A 17033-nucleotide genomic window follows, 5' to 3' on the forward strand; every position below is an offset into this window, starting at 1 on the left:
GTTCGGCAGGGCATGAAGAAACTCGCCACCCTGGCCGCCCTCACCATGGCGGGCCTCGCCCTCGCCGCCCCGGCGGCCTCCGCCACCACCCAGATCGCCAGCTCGCCGGACGCCACCGGCGGCCTCACCGACGGACTCGAGGTCTCTCCCGCCGACCTCGCCCTGAAGACCGCGGGCAAGCTCCCGGTGGTCGGCCACACCGCCAACGAGGTGGAGGCGATCGGCACCAACCAGATGTCCCACCCGGGGCTCAGCGGGCAGATCAACCCCTGATCGGCCGTCGAGCGGGCGGCTGACCGCCCCCGTCCGGTCAGCCGCCCGCTCGTGCCCGGCAGCCGTGCCCGGCGGTCGTACCCGACAGTCGGACCCGCAGCCGGGTGCCGCTCAGCCGGGTGCCGCTCAGCCGGGTGCCGCTCAGCCGGTGAAGAGGCCGTTGAGCTCCGGGTAGGTCAGCCCGCCGTCCAGGGAGGTGTACGTGCCGCTCGCGTACACCTCCTCGGCCGCGCGGCGGACCGCCGCGTAGGCCACCTTGGCCAGGCCCGGGCCCAGGCTGATCCGGGCCACGCCGAGCTTCGCCAGCTCGGCGACCGACGGGGAGCCGGGGGCGGCCAGCACGTTCAGCGGGGCCGGGACGGCCGCGACCAGGGCGGCGATGGTCTCCGGATCGGCGACGCCGGGGACGAACACGCCGTCCGCACCCGCCTCGACGTACGCCCGCAGCCGGCGGACCGCCTCGTCCAGCCGGCCCTCGGGCTCGCCCAGGCCGTGCAGGAAGACGTCGGTGCGGCCGTTGACGAACAGCGGCACGCCCGCCGCGTCGGCCGCCGCCCGGGCGGCCGCGATCCGCTCGGCGGCCTCCTGCGGGGCGTACTCCGCGTCCTCCAGGTTCACCCCGACCGCGCCGGTGGCGAGCAGCGCGGTGACGGTCTCGCCGACCCCGGCCGGAGTGTCCGCGTAGCCGCTCTCCAGGTCCGCGGTGACCGGCAGCTCGACCGAGCGGACCACCTCGGCGGTACGGGCCAGCACCTGCTCGCGGTCGGCGCCGCCGCCGTCCGGGCTGCCCAGCGACCAGGAGACGGCGGCGCTGGCCGTCGCCACCGCCCGCGCCCCGGCGCCGGCGACCAGCCGGGCGCTCGCCGCGTCCCACACGTTGGCCAGCACGACCGGCTCGCCCGGGCGGTGCAGCTCCCTGAGCAGCCGGGCCTTCTCCCGCTGGGTGGTCATCACGGGCCCGCTCACTTCGCGGCCGGGCTCATGCGGGTGGACACGCCGATCCGGTTCCAGGCGTTGATGGTGGCGATCAGCGCGATGAGCCGGGCCAGCTCGGCCGGCTCGAAGTGGGCGGCGGCCTCGTCGTAGACGGCATCCGGCACGTGGCCCTGGGTCAGCAGGGTGACCGACTCGGTGAGGGCGAGGGCGGCGCGCTCGCGGGCGGTGAACCAGGGGGTCTCGCGCCAGGCCGGGAGGGAGAGCAGGCGGTGGTCCTGCTCGCCGTTCTTGCGGGCGTCGGTGGCGTGCATGTCGATGCAGAAGGCGCAGCCGTTGATCATCGAGGCGTGCACCTTGACCAGCTCGGCGAGGACCGGGTCCACGCCCTGCCGGGAGGCCCGGTCCACGGCGATCATGGCCTGGTAGAAGTCGGGGGCGAGTTCCGGCATCCGGAGGCGCTGCCCGGGGGCGGGCACGGGGTCGTTCGGGGAGCTGTTCGAGGAGCTGTTCGTCGTCACGGTGGCCAGCCTATGAGCCCGGTGGCCCGCGGTCCTGGTGCATTCGGCGGCCGGCTCCTTGGGCCACTTCCGGTGCACGAACAGGCGTGCGAGGATCGCTTGCGGAGATCTTCGGCAGGACTGCGGCAGGGAGAACCGACCGTGTGCACGGCGTTCGTCAGCATCGAACCGGAAGCGGCGGTACCGGTGCTGCTGCTGTCCGTCCGGGACGAGTACCTCGGGCGCGCCTGGCTGCCGCCGGACCACCACTGGCCGCGGCGGCCCGGACTGCTCGGCGGACTGGACCTCACCGCCGGCGGCACCTGGCTGGCCGTCGACCCGGCCCGGCGCACCGCCGCCTGCCTGCTCAACGGCTTCGGCCCGCTCGCCCCCGCCGACACCCGGCTCAGCCGCGGCGAACTGCCGCTCACCGCCGTCCGCGAGGGCGGGATCGGACACCTCGACCTGGACCGCTACGACCCCTTCCACCTCGTCCAGGTCCGCCCCGACGGCGCCCGCGTCACCAGCTGGGGCGGCGGGCTGCTGACCGAGCACGACCTGCCCACCGGGCTCAGCGTGGTGCTCAACGACGGACTGGAGGGGAGGGCCGCCAACCGCACCGCCTCCGAGCGGGTCCGGGGGCTGATGGCCGCACGCGCCGACCACTTCCGGGCCCGCTTCGCCGCCGCACCCCGCCCGGAACCGGCCGCCGGGGAGCCGACCGAGCGGGCCTGGGGCGGCTGGCTGCCGATCGTCACCGGCGACGGGCTGGCGCCGGACGAGGACGCCGCGCTGATCCAGCGCCGGGACTTCGGCGACGGGCGGATCTGGGGGGCCTCCTCGATCTCCCTGCTGGCGCTCGGACCGGAGCTGCTGCGCTACGACTTCGCGACCGCGCCGGTGCCGGCCGACGGGTCGGGATGGCGACGGGTGGCGGTCTGAACCGGGAGTTCCCGGCGAGGACGTGAAACCGAGGGCGTGAAACGAGGACTTGAAACCGAGGACTTGAAACTGACGCAGCGGGAGGCTGCATCGTGGGCGTCCGTCGACCCCTCGTCCTCGAAGGAGGCTCCCGATGGACCGCCCTGCCGCCTGGATGCGCCGACCGCACCGCCCGTCCGCGGTGCTGCCCGCCGTGCTGGCCGTCGCCCTGCCGCTGGTGGGCACCCCGGTCGCGGTGACCGCCGGGGTGCTGCTCGGCGACGCAGTGCACCGGGCCGTACCGTCCGTCACCGTGCCGTCGCCCGGGCTGCCGGGCATCGTCACCGGGCTGCTGGTCCGGCAATTCGGGCACGCCCGAGGGCCCGATGACGCCGGGACATACGCTCGATGAACTTCTGGCGGCGGGGCTGCCGGGCGTCTACGTGCCGGTAGTAGCTTCGCGGAGGCCCCCGGGATCGGACGGGCCACCGACCCCCGAGCGAAGGTGCGAGATGTCCACCCTGACCTACCCGGAAGCGATAGGCGTCGGCCTGCTGCAGGGTGTGACGGAACTCTTCCCGGTCTCCAGCCTGGGCCACAGCATCCTGCTTCCGGCCGTGATCGGCGGGAAGATCCAGCAGGACCTCGACATGACCGCCGACGGCTCCTCCTACCTCGCCGCGCTGGTCGCCCTGCACCTGGCCACCGCGCTCGCCCTGGTGGTGTTCTTCTGGCGGGACTGGGTCCGGGTGGTCAGCGGCCTGTTCAGCTCGATCCGGCACCGCCGGGTGCGGACCCGGGACGAGAAGCTCGCCTGGCTGCTCATCATCTCCACCATCCCGGTCGGTGTGGCCGGCCTCGTCCTGGAGAAGGCGCTGCGGCACGCGCTCGGCAAGCCCGTCCCCGCCGCCGTCTTCCTCGCCCTCAACGGGCTGGTGCTGCTCGGCGCCGAACGGCTCAAGCGCGGCGGCACCGGCCGCCGCCGGGCCGGACACGCCGCCCCCGTCGACGAACCGGGCCTGGACCCGGCGGTCGCCTCCGACGTCCGGCTGACCAGGCTCGGCTACGGCCAGGGCGCCTGGATCGGCGCCGCCCAGATCCTCGCGCTGTTCCCGGGCATCAGCCGCTCCGGCGTCACCATGAGCGCCGGCATCCTGCGCGGACTCCACCACGAGGACGCCGCCCGGTTCTCCTTCCTGCTCGCCACCCCGGTCATCCTGGCCGCCTCGGCGCTGAAGGTGCCCGAGCTGTTCAAGCCGGAGAACTCCGGCGTCCTCGGCCCGGTCGCGGCCGGCAGCGTCGCGGCCTTCGTGGCCGGCTACGTCTCGGTGCGCTTCCTCACCAAGTACTTCGAGACCCGCAGCCTGACCCCCTTCGCGGTCTACTGCTTCCTGGCCGGCGTCGGCAGCGCGGTGTACCTGGCGCTCTGAACGCAGCTCTCACGGGCCGTCCGGCGGTGTGCCGGACGGCCCGTCCGCGTCCGCGGCTACGCGGTGAGGCCGAGGGCGGCCAGCCGGGTCGGGTCGGTGAGGACGTCCAGACCGGTGATCCGGCCGTCGTGGATGGTGAACGACATGACCGACAGCGCGCGGCCGTCGGCGAAGGAGACCACCCCGGGCGAGCCGTTGACCAGCACCAGCCGCGCCTCGGCGGCGAAGCGGGCGAAGGTGACGGCCTGCGCGGCGACGTCCGCCGCGCCCCGGCGCAGCACGCTCGGCACCAGCGTGCCGCCGTCGGAGCGGGCCAGCACCTCCGGGTCCAGCAGGGCCAACAGAGCATCGAAATCGCCGCCCCGGGAGGCGGTCAGGAAGGCCTCCACCACCGCGCGCTTGCGGTTGTCGTCGGAGTCGGCGGGCGGGGTGGCGCCCTGCACCCGGCGGCGGGCGCGGGAGGCCAGCTGACGGGTCGAGGCGGAGGTGCGGCCGAGCACCTCGGCGATCCCGTCGAAGGGGACGTCGAACATGTCGTGCAGCACGAAGGCCACCCGCTCCGCCGGGGAGAGCGTCTCCAGGATCACCATCAGCGCGATCCCCACCGAGTCCGCGACCAGGATCTCCTGCACCGGGTCCAGCGTCGCCAGCCCGCTCACCACCGGATCCGGCAGCCGCACCTGCCCCTCCTGCTCGGGCAGCGGATCCTCCCGGCGGGAGGCCCGGGAGCGCAGCTGGTCCAGGCAGACCCGGCCGACCACCGTGGTCAGCCACGCGCCGAGGTTCTTCACCTCGCTGACGTCACTGCGGCTCAGCTTCAGCCACGCCTCCTGGACGGCGTCCTCGGCCTCGGCCACCGAACCCAGCATCCGGTAGGCCACGGACCGCAGTTGGGGGCGCTCCGCCTCGAACTGCGCGGCCAGGAAATCAGGCCGGGAAATTTCCCCGTCCATCTGTCACATCCTCTCGTCGGGATCCGTCGGATCAGTGACGGACGCTAACCGAACAAGAGGAGACCGCGGTGACCACCGCTTCCACCAGCAACAACAGCACCACCCGCACCGCCCGCATGAAGAACCCCGCCCTGGTCCTGCCGGACGCGATGAAGGGCATCCAGAACATCTACAAGGCCATGTACCAGGGCGGCGTCTCGCCGCAGATCCTGGAGCTCGTCCACCTGCGCGCCAGCCAGATCAACGGCTGCAGCGCCTGCGTGTTCGCCGGCGTCGAGGGCGCGAAGAAGCACGGCGAGACCGACGAGCGGCTGCACGCCGTCGCCGCCTGGCGCGAGGCCCCCTTCTTCACCGACGAGGAGCGCGCCGCGCTCGACCTCACCGAGGCCGCCACCAGGATCGCCGACCGCTCCGGCAAGGCCGTCCCGGACGAGATCTGGGACGCGGCCGCCGACCACTTCAACGAGGAGCAGCTCTCCGCGATCATCCTGATGATCGGCCTGACCAACTTCTTCAACCGGATCAACACCACCATCGAGGAGCCCGCCGGCGCCAGCTGGTGACCACCGGCCACACGCGAGAATGGGTCCGTGAACGGCTCCTGGACCTCCTTCGGCGGCGACCTGCACCTGGATCTCAGCGAGCGGCGCGCCGCCGGCACCGGGCTGCGGGCCGCCCTGGAGGACGCCCTGCGGGAGGCCGTCCAGGACGGGCGGCTCGGGCCCGGCACCCGGCTGCCCTCCTCACGGGCACTCGGCGAGGACCTCGGCATCGCCCGCAACACGGTGGTCGAGGCGTACGGCCAACTCACCGCCGAGGGCTGGCTCAGCTCCCGGCAGGGCTCCGGCACCACCGTCGCCCGGCGGGCCGCGCCCTCGCCCGCCGTACGGCCCGTACGGCCGCGGGCGCGGCGGCCGGCCGTCCGGCACGACCTGTCGACCGGGCGCCCCGACCTCTCGCTCTTCCCCCGCACCGCCTGGCTCGCCGCCGCCCGCCGCGCCCTCGCCACCGCGCCGCACGAAGCCCTCGGCTACGGCAGCGCACTCGGCCGGATCGAACTGCGGGAGGCCCTCACCCACTACCTGGCCCGGGTCCGCGGCGTGCGCACCGACCCGGACCACCTGCTCATCTGCAGCGGCGTACAGCAGGGCCTCGGGCTGCTCTGCGCGGCCCTGCGGGAGCGCGGGGCCCGGTCGCTGGCCGTCGAGGCGTACGGGCTGCCGCCGCAGCACGCCGTAGTGCGGGCCGCCGGACTGTCCACCGTCCCGCTGCCGCTGGACGGCGAGGGCGCGCTGGTCGACCGGCTCGACGCCCGCTGCGGGGCCGCCCTGCTCACTCCCGCCCACCAGTACCCCACCGGCGCCCCGCTGTCCGCCGACCGGCGGGCGGCCGCCGTGCGGTGGGCGCGCGAACAGGACCGGTACCTCATCGAGGACGACTACGACGGCGAGTTCCGCTACGACCGGCAGCCGCTCGGCGCCATGCAGGCGCTCGACCCGGAACGGGTGGTGTACGCCGGCACGGCCGCCAAGAGCCTCGCTCCGGGCCTGCGGCTGGCCTGGCTGGCCCTGCCCGACGCGCTGGTCGAACCGGTCGCCCGGCTGAAGGCGCTGGCCGACACGATGTCCCCGGTGCTCGACCAGCTGACGCTGGCCGAACTGATCACCTCGGGGACGTACGACCGGCACGTGCGGCGCTGCCGGCTGCACTACCGGCGCCGCCGCGACCGGCTGGTCGCCGCCCTCGCCGAACACGCCCCGCACGTCCGGGTCACCGGCATCGCGGCCGGCCTCCACGCCGTCCTCCAACTCCCGCCCGGCTCGACGCCGGAGGCCGAACTCGTCGCCCGCGCCGAAGCCGCCGGCCTCGCCCTCAGCGGTCTCGGCTGGCACCGCGTCGCCCCGGAGGCGGAGGGGGTCGAGGAGGCGGAGGGGGCGGAGGGGGCGGAGGGTGCCGCGCCGGCGCTGGTGATCGGCTACGCGACCCCGCCGGAGCACGCCTTCCCGGCGGCCCTGGAGGCCCTGTGCGAGGTGCTCCGCACGGGGTGAGGGGGATCATCCGCAGCGGCAGGGTGGGCGAGCTGACGCCGCAGGGGCCGCTGCCGCGGCCGGAGGAGGCCGGCGGTGGCAGCCGGTCGCCCCTCGGCGGGTCGACATGGTGACGCCGCGTCTTCGCACAAGGGTTGGACAGGTTGGGCGGCTTGGCGTGATCGGAGGTCGCGCGGCGGCCACTGGACGGGCGCGGCCGGCGAGGTGGCGCCGGAGCCGGCACCGAACCGGGCCTGGCGGCTGGCGGCTGGCGGCTGGCGGCTGGCGGCTGGCGGCTGGCGACCACGGTATGAGCGCGGAGGCCACCGGGTCTTTGCGCCTGGCGGGGCGACTACTTGTTGCGGTTGCCCAGTTCGAACAGCAGCATGATGAAGCCGGCGAAGGCGTGGATGCCGGCGGTGTAGATGACCAGGCGGAGGTAGACCCGCTTGTTGGCCCACTTGCCGGCGTCCATGGTCTTCGGGCCGGCGGAGGTGTCGGCGGCGCCGACCGGGGCGGTCGCGGCAGCGGCCGGGGTGGCGGTGGTGGTGGGATCGGCCATGGGGATCTCCTCCGAGGGGTCTGACGGCAGGTCAGTGGGTGGCGGCGGGGCCGCCGCCGAGGCAGAGTTCGCCGCCGGGGCTCTGCAACAGGGTGTGGACGAAGAGCAGTTCGACGCCGGCGTCGGATTCGGCGGCGATGCAGTGCGGGGTGAGCGAGTCGTAGTGGGCGGAGTCACCGGGGGCGAGGTGGTGGACGCGGTCGCCGAGGGTCACCCGCAACTCTCCGCGCAGGACGTACAGCCACTCCTCGCCGGGATGGACCCGGACCACCGCGTCCTGCACGCCCGGCGGCACGTGCACCCGCAGGGCCTGCATGGCGCGGCCGGGGGCGCCGGCCCGGCGGTAGCCCCAGCCGCCGGCCCGGCCGGGTTCGATGGCGCCGCCGCGGACGATCGGGTCCGGCTCGACCATGGCCTCGCCGAGCAGGCCGGACACCGAGGTGCCGTAGGCGCGGGCGAGGCCGAGCAGGACGGGCAGCGAGGGCTGGCGGCGGCCGGTCTCCAGTCGGGACAAGTAGGCTGGGGACAGGCCGACTCGGCCCGCCGCGACCTCCAGGGTGAGCCGGCTGCTGAGCCGGTGCTCGCGGAGACGGGCGGCGAGGCCGGCGACCTCCTGGTCGTCGAGCTGGTCGCCGGCGTCGGGGGTGCCGGTGGAGCTGGTGGTCATGTGACCAGTGGACACCTCCCCTGCCGTCTGGGCAAGAATTTTGCCTCAGAGGCAAAGCCCTATCGGCGCACTCACGGCGCTCACGGCCGGGGGATGTTGCGCAGGTTGCTGCGCGCCAGGTCGACCATCCGGCCGACGCCGCCCGACAGCACGGTCTTCCCGGCCGCCAGCGCGAAGCCCTTCAGCTGGGCGGCGGTGATCCGCGGCGGGATGGACAGCGCGTTGGGGTCGGTGACCACGTCCACCAGCGCCGGACCGGGTCGTTCCAGTGCCTCCGCCAGCACCTCCCGGACCCGCGCCGGTTCGGCGACCCGCTTGGCCGGGATGCCCATCGCCCGGGCGATGCCGGCGTAGTCCACGTCCCCGTTGTCGATCTCGGACTCCGGGTAGCCGGAGACCAGCATCTCCAGCTTGATCATGCCGAGCGCGCCGTTGTTGAAGACCACCGTCTTCACCGGCAGCCGGTGCTTGGCCACCGTCAGCAGCTCGCCGAGCAGCATGCCGATCCCGCCGTCGCCCGCCATCGCGATCACCTGCCGCCCCGGGCAGGCGAGTTGGGCGCCGATCGCGTGCGGGAGGGCGTTCGCCATCGAGCCGTGCAGGAAGGAGCCGATCACCCGGCGGCGGCCGTTCGGCTGGAGGTAGCGGGCGGCCCAGACGTTGTTCATGCCGGTGTCCACGGTGAACACCGCGTCGTCGGCGGCCACCTCGTCCAGCATCGAGGCGACGTACTCGGGGTGGATCGGCAGGTGCTTCTCGATGTCCCGGGTGTAGGCGCCGATCACGTCCTCCAGGGACCGGCAGTGCTTGCGCAGCATGCCGTCCAGGAAGGAACGGTCCTGCTTGGCGTCCAGCAGCGGCAGGACGGCCCGCAGGGTGGCCGCGACGTCGCCGTGCACGGCCAGCTCCAGCGCGGTGCGACGGCCCAGCCGGGTCGCGTCGTGGTCGACCTGGACGGTGTGCACCTGCGGCAGGAAGGAGTCGTACGGGAAGTCGGTGCCGAGCAGCAGCACCAGGTCGGCGGAGTGCAGCGCCTCGTGGCAGGCGCCGTAGCCGAGCAGGCCGCTCATCCCGACGTCGTACGGATTGTCGTACTGGATCCATTCCTTGCCGCGCAGCGAGTGCCCGATCGGGGCGTTCAGCGCCTGCGCGACCGCCATCACCTCCGCGTGCGCCCCGCGCACCCCGGCGCCGCAGAACAGGGCCACCCGGCGGGCCGCGTTGAGCAGCCGGGCCAGCTCCTGCACCTGGGACCACGGCGGCGCGGCGACCGCCTGCTCGGTGAGGAAGTGGCTGGTGCCGGTCGGCCCGGCGGCGGGCAGGGCGGCGACGTCCCCGGGGAAGGCCAGCACCGAGACGCCGTGCGAGCCGAGCGCGTGCTGGACGGCGACCCGCAGCAGCCGGGGCAGCTGGGCGGGGGTGGAGAGCATCTCGCACCAGTTGCTGCAGTCGGTGAACACCCGCTCGGGGTGGGTCTCCTGGAAGAAGCCGGTGCCGATCTGCCCGGACGGGATGTGCGAGGCCAGCGCGAGCACCGGCAGGCCGCTGCGCTGGGCGTCGTACAGGCCCTGGACGAGGTGGGTGTTGCCGGGGCCGCAGGAACCGGCGCAGACCGCGAGGCGGCCGCTGAGCTCGGCCTCGGCGGCGGCCGCGAAGGCGCCGGCCTCCTCGTTGCGGACGTGCACCCAGCTGATGCCCTCGGCCCGGCGGATCGCGTCGACGACGGGGTTGAGGCTGTCGCCGACGACGCCGTAGACCCGCTCCACCCCGGACTGCCGGAGCACCTCCACCATCTGTTCGGCCACGGTCGCCACGGGGAGTTCCCTTCGATCGGCACGGGACACGTGCAGCCTCCGGCGGAGAGGGAGGGGATGCACCCGGGGCGGGCCGAACGGGTGAGCGGGGGCGGGGTGGGGCCGGAGGCGGGAGCGCGAGTGCGGCTCGGGGCCTTCCGCTTCGCGCAGTTCCCCGCGCCCCTGTCCCCTGTCGGGGCACGGGGAATGAAAGGAGGGCGGCGGAGGGGCGGGAAATGGGAGGACGGGGGACGGGGGCGCGCCGGGAAGGGGCCGCCGGGCGCGGGGCGGCCGCGCCCGGCGGGGGTGGGTGGGTCACTCCGCGGCCAGGTGGTCCTGTTGGCCGAGTTTGCCGGCGACCAGGCCTGCCTGGGGCTGGCGGCGGGCGGGTTCGCGGCCGGGGGGTTGGGCGCAGCGTTCCTGGGCGGGCGGGACGGTGGTGGGCAGGGTGACCGGGGAGCCGGCCTTGACCTGGACCGGCTCGCCGTCGTGCCGCAGGTGGAGCACCTCGCCGCGGCGCAGCGTGTAGGTGGTGCCGTCGTGGGTGATCCGGACGCCGAGCAGCTGGTCCCGCACCAGCAGGGAGAAGCTCAGCTTCATCAGCCCGGAGGGCAGCCGGGGCCGGAAGTCGAGCACCTCGCTGTGGTCGCGCAGGCCGCCGAAGCCGGCCACCAGGGCGATGCAGGCGCCGGCGAGCGAGGCCATGTGGAGGCCGTCGCGGGTGTTGCCGCCGAGGTCGTGGAGGTCCATCAGCGCCGCCTCGGCCGTGTAGTCGTAGGCGAGGTCGAGCTGGCCGACCTCGGCGGCGATGACGGCCTGGGTGCAGGCGGAGAGTGAGGAGTCGCGGACGGTGAGCCGTTCGTAGTAGGCGAAGTTGCGGGCCTTCTGCTCGTCGGTGAAGGCGTCGCCGCGGACCTGCATGGCGAGCACCAGGTCGGCCTGCTTGACCACCTGCTTGCGGTACAGGTCGAAGTACGGGTAGTGCAGCAGCAGCGGGTACTTCTCCGGCGGGGTGTCCTCGAAGTCCCAGACCTGGTGGTGGGTGAAGCCGTCGGCCTGGGGGTGGACGCCGAGGTCCTCGTCGTACGGGACGTACATCGCGGCGGCGGCGTCGCGCCAGGCGGCGGTCTCCTCGGTGTCGACGCCGAGTTCGCCGGCCTCGCGCGGGTGGCGGACGGCGGCCTCGGCGGCGGCGCGCAGGTTGGTCTGCGCCATCAGGTTGGTGAAGACGTTGTTGTCGGCGACGGCGCTGTACTCGTCGGGGCCGGTGACGCCCTCGATCCGGAACTTCCCGGCGCTGTCGTGGTGGCCGAGCGAGCGCCACATCCGGGCGGTCTCCACCAGGAGTTCGAGGCCGTACTCGCGCTCGAACTCCTCGTCCCCGGTGGCCCGGACGTAGCGGGCGACGGCGGTGGCGATGTCGGCGCCGATGTGGAAGGCGGCGGTGCCGGCCGGCCAGTACCCGGAGCACTCCTCGCCGCGGATCGTCCGCCAGGGGAACACCGCGCCGGCCAGGCCGAGTTGGGCGGCTCGTTCGCGGGCGAGCGGGAGGGTGGTGTACCGCCAGCGCAGGGCCTGGTTGACGGCGCCGGGCAGGCAGTAGGTGAGCACCGGCAGGACGAAGGTCTCGGTGTCCCAGAAGCTGTGCCCGTCGTAGCCGGGGCCGGTCAACCCCTTGGCGGGGATGGCTCGTTCCTCGCTTCGGGCGCCGGCCTGCAGGACGTGGAAGACGGCGAACCGGACGGCCTGCTGGAGTTCGACGTCGCCCTCGATCTCGATGTCGCTGGTTTCCCAGAACTCCCGGAGGAATTCGGCCTGTTCGGCGATCAGGCCGTCCCAGCCGGTGTACCGGGCGGCGGTCAGGGCGGCCTCGACCTGGTCCCGGACGGCGGGCAGCGAACGGGTGCCGGACCAGCCGTAGGACATGAACTTGACCAGCCGGAGCCGCTGTTCGGGTTCGAGCACGGTGGTGACGCTGATCCGGCAGTGGTCGGACTCGGCCTCGGCGACGGTGTCGAGCCGTTCCGGGCCCTCGATGACGTGGTCCATCCCGGCGGCGACCCGGATGCCGCTGAACCGGGTGCGGTGCACCAGGACGCCCTTGGTGCCGCTGGCGTGGTGCACCTCGGGCTGCAGCGGGGCCTCCAGCACGGCGGCGACGCGCGGGTCTCCTTCGGGGCCGCCGGGCAGCTGCTCGTTGGCGACCAGCTCGGACTGGAGCACGATCCGCACCGGTCCGTCCACCGCCTCGACGCTGTACTCCACGGCGGCGATGGCGCGTTGGGTGAGCGAGACGAGCCGGGAGGAGCGCACCCGGATGGTCCGCCCGGCCGGGGAGGTCCATTCGCACTCGCGGTGCAGCAGGCCTTCCCGGAAGTCCAACCAGCGACTGTGGCTGACGAGTTCGCCGTAGCGCAGGTCGAATGGCTCGTCGTCCACCAGCAGTCGGATGATCTTGCCGTTGGTGATGTTGATGACGCTCTGGCTGGACTCCGGGTAGCCGTAGCCACCCTCGCCGTAGGGCAGCGGGCGCAGTTCGAAGACGCCGTTGAGGTAGGTGCCGGGCAGGCCGTGCGGCTCGCCCTCGTCCAGGTTGGCGCGCAGGCCGATGTGGCCGTTGGAGAGTGCGAAGACCGACTCGGCGCGGGCCATCGAGGTCGGGTCCAGGCCGTGTTCGGTGATCTGCCAGGGGTCGATGGTGAAGTTGTCGGCAGGACTCATGCGCCCACCTCGCTGCGCTCGGCAGGGGCATGAGCCCACACGCACCTCTCGATGATGAGCTCGCTCCGCTCACTCATGCCTCCTCCTCCCCCAACAGCTCGGAGAGGTCGTCGACGACCACCGTGGCGCCGTCGCGGCGCAGTTCGGCGGCCTGCCCGGTGCGGTTGACCCCGACCACCGCACCGAAGCCGCCGGCCCGGCCGGAGGCGACCCCGGCGAGCGCGTCCTCGAAGACGGCGGCGTGCGCGGGTTCGACGCCGAGCTCGCGGGCGGCGTACAGGTAGGTGTCCGGGGCGGGCTTGCCGGGCAGGGCCTGCTGTTTGGCGACCACGCCGTCCACGATCAGGTCGAAGAGGTCCAGGATGCCCGCCGAGCGCAGCACGTCCCGGCAGTTGGCGCTGGAGGAGACCACCGCGCTGGGCAGCCCGAGCGCGCGCAGCCGGCGCACGTAGGCGACCGAGCCGTCGTACGGCGCGACGCCCTGCTCGTGGATCAGCCGCAGCACGGTGTCGTTCTTGGCCCGGCTGATCCCCTGCACGGTGCGGGCGTTCGGCGGGTCGTCCTCGGCGCCCTCGGGCAGGTCGATGCCCCGGCTGTGCAGGAAGGCCCGGGTGCCGTCGAGGCGCGGGCGGCCGTCCACGTAGGCGTCGTAGTCGGTGACGGCGTCGAAGGGGACGAACTGCCCACCGGTGCGGGCGGCTTCGGCGCGCAGGAAGGCGTCGAAGGTGTCCTTCCAGGCCGCGGCGTGCACCGTGGCGGTCTGGGTGAGCACCCCGTCGAGGTCGAAGAGGAAAGCGCGGATGTCGTCCGGTAGCCCCAGCATGGGTGCAGTCTGCCCCGGGGCAGCGGGGGATGCCGCCCATTCCCGGCGGCGCGTCGCGGGAAGGGCGGCCTCCGGTAGCCGCGGCGGGATCGTCGGACCGGCGGGATCAGGGCGAGTCCGGCAGTTGGGCCTCGGGCGCCTGGATGACGGCGAAGACCGCGCCCTGCGGGTCCTGGACCACGGCCATCCGGCCGGACTGCATGTCGAACGGCGGCTGGATCACCGTGCCGTTCTTCTTGACCAGGGCGTCCACCACGGAGTCGGTGTCGTCCACCGAGAAGTACGGCATCCAGTGCGAGGGCGTGCCGGTCGCCAGGTACTTCGGGATCTCCTGCATGCCGCCCACCGTGCGGTCGCCGACGTTCAGCGAGTAGTAGCCGTCCATGCCCTGGATGGTGGCCGGGCGCAGGCCGAGGGCCGGCTGGTAGAAGCGGCCGGCCGCCGCGGTGTCGGAGGTGTTGAGCTCGTTCCAGACCAGCGCACCGGGCTCGTTGACCACGCCCGCGCCGATGAAGTCCATCGCCTGCCAGACGCCGAACACGGCGCCGGTCGGGTCCGCGGCGACCATCATCCGGCCGATGCTGCCGACGTCCATCGGGTCGTAGAGGATCGTGCCGCCGGCTTCGGCGATGGCGGCCCTGGTCGCGTCGGCGTCGTCCGAGGCGAGGTAGGTGGTCCAGGCGACCGGCGGCAGCGGCTGGCCCTCGGGCGCGGACCGCTCCATGATCCCGGCGACCGGGCGGCCACCCAGCGTGCACACGGCGTAGCCGCCGAACTCGGCCGGGCCGATCTCGCCCTGCCAGCCGAACAGGTCGCGGTAGAAGTCGAGCGCGGCCTGCTGGTCGCTCGCCATCAGGTCGATCCAGCACGGGGTGCCGGGCTTGTACGGATCGGTCACTACGGGCATTGCTGGGCCTCCCGGAGGCGGTGGTGGCCGGCTGTGGTCGTCGGGGCGGGCGGGGGCCCGGCCCGACCGGTACGGCCGTCCGCGCGGACGACGGTACGACGGAGGTACACCGCCCACCTTCGGTCCGCCGCCGCGTTCCCGCCACCGGACGGCGCCCTGGCGGGCGACCGGGGGCCCGGAGGCCACCGGGTGGTCACTGCGCGTCGTGGCGCAGCGCGGTGACGAAGTACGGCTGCACCTTGCCGCTCTGCGCGTAGTCCTTGAGCCGGACCAGCAGTTCGGCCCAGGTGCCGGCCACCATCGGGACGCCCTCCTCGCTGCCCGGCTGCCAGCCGCCGTGCCGGAACAGCAGCCGGGTGCGGTCGGGCGCGTCGGGCTGGTCGGCGAGCTCCCAGCTGATCCAGGTGCCGGCCCAGTGCGGCGGGAAGGCCCCGGCGTTGGCCCACAGCACCCGGTCCCGGTCGGCCCGCTCGCGGCGCAGCCGGAACGGTTCGGGGGCGTCGGGGAAGTCGAAGAGCAGCACGTCGCCCTCGCGGTCCACGCCGGTGGTCCACCAGCTGGTCAGCCCGTCGTGGGTGTTGAGCGCGGCGAGGACGACGTCCCGGGGCGCGGCGATGTCGATCTGCATGGCGATCTCGGGCATGGGGTCCGCCCTTTCGGTGACCGGTGGGCCCGGGGGACCCGGCAAGGGACCCGAGCGACAGGCCCTACCGCCACGATGGCACGACCCCGGGGCTCGTGCGCCCCGGGGTCGTCCCGCCGCCGTTCTCCGGTGCCCGCGGTCAGCCGCCGCTGCCGTAGGTGGTGTTCGCGCAGATGTCGTCGTCCGCCGAGCGGGCGTCGTTGGTGACGGTGGTGGGCAGCGGCTGCGGGGGCGTCTGGGTGCCCGGGGTGCTGCCGGCGGCCGTGGGCGCGCCCATGCCGTTGGCCGCGGCGAAGTCCTGGCCGACGATCACCGAGATGCCCCGCGAGCTGCTGGGTTCCAGGGTGGCGCCGGGGAACAGCGCGGCGACCTTCTCGGCGTTCGCCTTCTGGCTGGAGCTGTACTCGATCGTGGTGGTCTTGTACTTGGTGCTCGCCGCCTGGCCCGCCGTGCTGGCCGTGAACTTGGCGCCCTTCAGCAGGTCGGTCGCCTTGCCGGCCAGGCCGTTGGCGAGCGTGCCGTTGTAGACCGCGACCTTGATCGCGGCGTTGGAGGCGTCCCCGGCCGGGGCGGGGGGCGTGCTGGGCGCGGCCTGCTGCGGGGCGGCGCTCGGGCTGCCGCCGGCGTCCGGCTGCTGGCCGGTGGCGTTCTGGCCGTCGATGGTCTGGTCGGCCTTGAGGGTCTCCCAGAGCTTGTTGGTGTCCGGCTGGACCAGGTCGAGGTCCTTGTCCTGGGTGCGGTAGCGCCAGGGCGTGGTCACGAACTTGAGGTCGTGCATGTCGATGTTCTTCAGCGACAGGCCGAAGGAGAGCAGCTTGTCCGCCGAATTCAGCCCCGGGTCGACGGTCAGCGACTTGGTGGCCGCGTCGGCCAGCGGCAGCAGGTTGGTGGGGCTCAGCCCCTCCTTCTTCATCTTGGTGGCGAGCGAGCTCATGAAGGCCTGCTGGCGCTTCATCCGGCCGATGTCGGAGCCGTCGCCGATGCCGTGCCGCAGGCGGACGTAGTCGAGCGCCTGCTGTCCCTCGACGGTCTGCTTGCCCTGCGGGAGGACGAGGTTGCCCTTCTTGTGCAGGTTGGGGTTGATGTCGCCCTCGTAGATCGGTTTCGGCAGGCAGACGTCCACGCCGTTGACGGCCTTGGTCATCGCGGCGAAGCCGTTGAAGTCGACCACGATGGTGTGGTCGACCCGGATGCCGGTGACCTTCTCCACCGTGTTCTGGGTGCAGGCCGGGTTGCCGCTGTCGCTGCCGCCGACCGAGAAGGCGGCGTTGAACAGGTCGTTGCCGCCCTTGGTCCACTTGCCGTTGGGCAGCTTGCAGGACGGGATGTCCACCCGCGCGTTGCGCGGTATCGAGATGCCGACGGCGTGCTTGTGGTCGGCGTAGACGTGCAGCAGGATCGTGGTGTCCGAGCGGGCGCCGCCGTCCTCGCCGCCGCCGAGGTCGGAGTTGTTGCCGCCCCGGCTGTCGGAGCCGATCAGCAGGACGTTGACCGGCTTGTTGCCGTCCGCGTCGGCCTTGGCCTCCGGCGGGCGGTCGGGGGCTATCGCGTCGGCGTCGAAGGACTTGATGTTGGCGTTCAGCTTGTAGTAAATCGCCCCGCCGGTCCCCGCGATCAGCACCAGCACGCCGGCCGCCGACCAGGCGACGATCTTCTTCACGTTCTTCTTGGGCTTGGCGCTGCGCCGCGCGGCCGCCCGGCCGCCCGGCCCACCGTCGGCCTTGCCGCCGCCCTTGCCCTGCGCGGCACGGCGGGCCTCGGCCCGGCCGCCGGAGCGCGGCGGGGGCACGGCGCCCGCTGCACCTTCCGCCGGGAGCGCGTCGGGCGTGTCCTCGCCCCGAGCCGGGCTCTCGCCCCTCCGACCTGACATGCGCGTACCT

General features: G+C 73.6%; 17 protein-coding genes. 6 read left to right on the plus strand and 11 right to left on the minus strand.

What is annotated here, in order from left to right; genetic code table 11:
• Nucleotides 1-12 precede the first annotated feature (12 nt).
• The gene (locus ACWCYO_RS14505; protein ID WP_270145159.1) at nt 13-273 is read left to right on the plus strand and encodes a hypothetical protein; all 261 of its coding nucleotides are present in this window, start codon (nt 13-15) and stop codon (nt 271-273) included.
• Nucleotides 274-414: 141 nt separating this feature from the next.
• Here the strand turns inward: ACWCYO_RS14505 and ACWCYO_RS14510 are convergent, their stop codons facing one another.
• Nucleotides 415-1224, minus strand: a complete 810-nt coding sequence (locus tag ACWCYO_RS14510; protein ID WP_270145161.1) for an isocitrate lyase/PEP mutase family protein — start codon at nt 1222-1224, stop codon at nt 415-417.
• A gap of 11 nt (nt 1225-1235) precedes the next feature.
• Nucleotides 1236-1727 (minus strand): carboxymuconolactone decarboxylase family protein, encoded by a 492-nt coding sequence (locus ACWCYO_RS14515; RefSeq protein ID WP_449784438.1) that lies wholly within the window; start codon nt 1725-1727, stop codon nt 1236-1238.
• A gap of 141 nt (nt 1728-1868) precedes the next feature.
• Here ACWCYO_RS14515 and ACWCYO_RS14520 point away from each other — a divergent pair, with 141 nt between their 5' ends.
• From ACWCYO_RS14520 to ACWCYO_RS14530, 3 genes are all read left to right on the plus strand, one after another.
• Nucleotides 1869-2648: an NRDE family protein gene (locus ACWCYO_RS14520; RefSeq protein ID WP_449784439.1), complete on the plus strand. Its 780-nt coding sequence runs from the start codon at nt 1869-1871 to the stop codon at nt 2646-2648.
• 133 nt (nt 2649-2781) lie between these two features.
• Nucleotides 2782-3039: a hypothetical protein gene (locus tag ACWCYO_RS14525; protein ID WP_270145165.1), complete on the plus strand. Its 258-nt coding sequence runs from the start codon at nt 2782-2784 to the stop codon at nt 3037-3039.
• A gap of 100 nt (nt 3040-3139) precedes the next feature.
• Nucleotides 3140-4057, plus strand: a complete 918-nt coding sequence (locus ACWCYO_RS14530; protein WP_449784440.1) for an undecaprenyl-diphosphate phosphatase — start codon at nt 3140-3142, stop codon at nt 4055-4057.
• 56 nt (nt 4058-4113) lie between these two features.
• Here the strand turns inward: ACWCYO_RS14530 and sigJ are convergent, their stop codons facing one another.
• Nucleotides 4114-5010 carry an RNA polymerase sigma factor SigJ gene (gene sigJ, locus ACWCYO_RS14535; RefSeq protein WP_270145168.1) on the minus strand — a complete coding sequence of 299 codons (897 nt, stop codon included), beginning with the start codon at nt 5008-5010 and terminating at the stop codon, nt 4114-4116.
• A 116-nt stretch (nt 5011-5126) separates the two neighbouring features.
• On the opposite strand from sigJ, the gene ACWCYO_RS14540 reads away from it, so the two are divergent.
• Nucleotides 5127-5573, plus strand: a complete 447-nt coding sequence (locus ACWCYO_RS14540; protein ID WP_449784469.1) for a carboxymuconolactone decarboxylase family protein — start codon at nt 5127-5129, stop codon at nt 5571-5573.
• A gap of 27 nt (nt 5574-5600) precedes the next feature.
• Nucleotides 5601-7058, plus strand: coding sequence for a MocR-like pyridoxine biosynthesis transcription factor PdxR (gene pdxR / locus ACWCYO_RS14545; RefSeq protein ID WP_270145169.1), 1458 nt, complete (start codon nt 5601-5603; stop codon nt 7056-7058).
• Between the two features lie 331 nt (nt 7059-7389).
• Here the strand turns inward: pdxR and ACWCYO_RS14550 are convergent, their stop codons facing one another.
• From ACWCYO_RS14550 to ACWCYO_RS14585, 8 genes are all read right to left on the minus strand, one after another.
• A complete protein-coding gene (locus ACWCYO_RS14550) occupies nt 7390-7599 on the minus strand; it encodes a DUF6126 family protein (RefSeq protein WP_270145171.1) in 210 nt (69 codons plus the stop codon).
• 31 nt (nt 7600-7630) lie between these two features.
• On the minus strand, nt 7631-8266 hold the full coding sequence (locus ACWCYO_RS14555) for a helix-turn-helix domain-containing protein (protein WP_270145173.1): 636 nt from the start codon (nt 8264-8266) through the stop codon (nt 7631-7633).
• An 80-nt stretch (nt 8267-8346) separates the two neighbouring features.
• Entirely contained in the window at nt 8347-10080 is a 1734-nt protein-coding gene (locus tag ACWCYO_RS14560; protein WP_449784441.1) for a pyruvate dehydrogenase, read from the minus strand.
• A gap of 294 nt (nt 10081-10374) precedes the next feature.
• Nucleotides 10375-12780, minus strand: coding sequence for a glycoside hydrolase family 65 protein (locus ACWCYO_RS14565; protein WP_449784442.1), 2406 nt, complete (start codon nt 12778-12780; stop codon nt 10375-10377).
• Between the two features lie 73 nt (nt 12781-12853).
• Complete coding sequence (locus tag ACWCYO_RS14570) at nt 12854-13603, minus strand: HAD family hydrolase (protein ID WP_270145179.1); 750 nt, start codon at nt 13601-13603, stop codon at nt 12854-12856.
• Nucleotides 13604-13709: 106 nt separating this feature from the next.
• Entirely contained in the window at nt 13710-14510 is an 801-nt protein-coding gene (locus ACWCYO_RS14575) for a VOC family protein (RefSeq protein WP_270145181.1), read from the minus strand.
• Nucleotides 14511-14703: 193 nt separating this feature from the next.
• Complete coding sequence (locus ACWCYO_RS14580; protein ID WP_270145183.1) at nt 14704-15153, minus strand: SRPBCC family protein; 450 nt, start codon at nt 15151-15153, stop codon at nt 14704-14706.
• Nucleotides 15154-15292: 139 nt separating this feature from the next.
• On the minus strand, nt 15293-16942 hold the full coding sequence (locus ACWCYO_RS14585) for an LCP family protein (RefSeq protein WP_449784443.1): 1650 nt from the start codon (nt 16940-16942) through the stop codon (nt 15293-15295).
• Nucleotides 16943-17033 lie beyond the last annotated feature (91 nt).

Source organism: Kitasatospora sp. NPDC001683 (assembly GCF_053596495.1).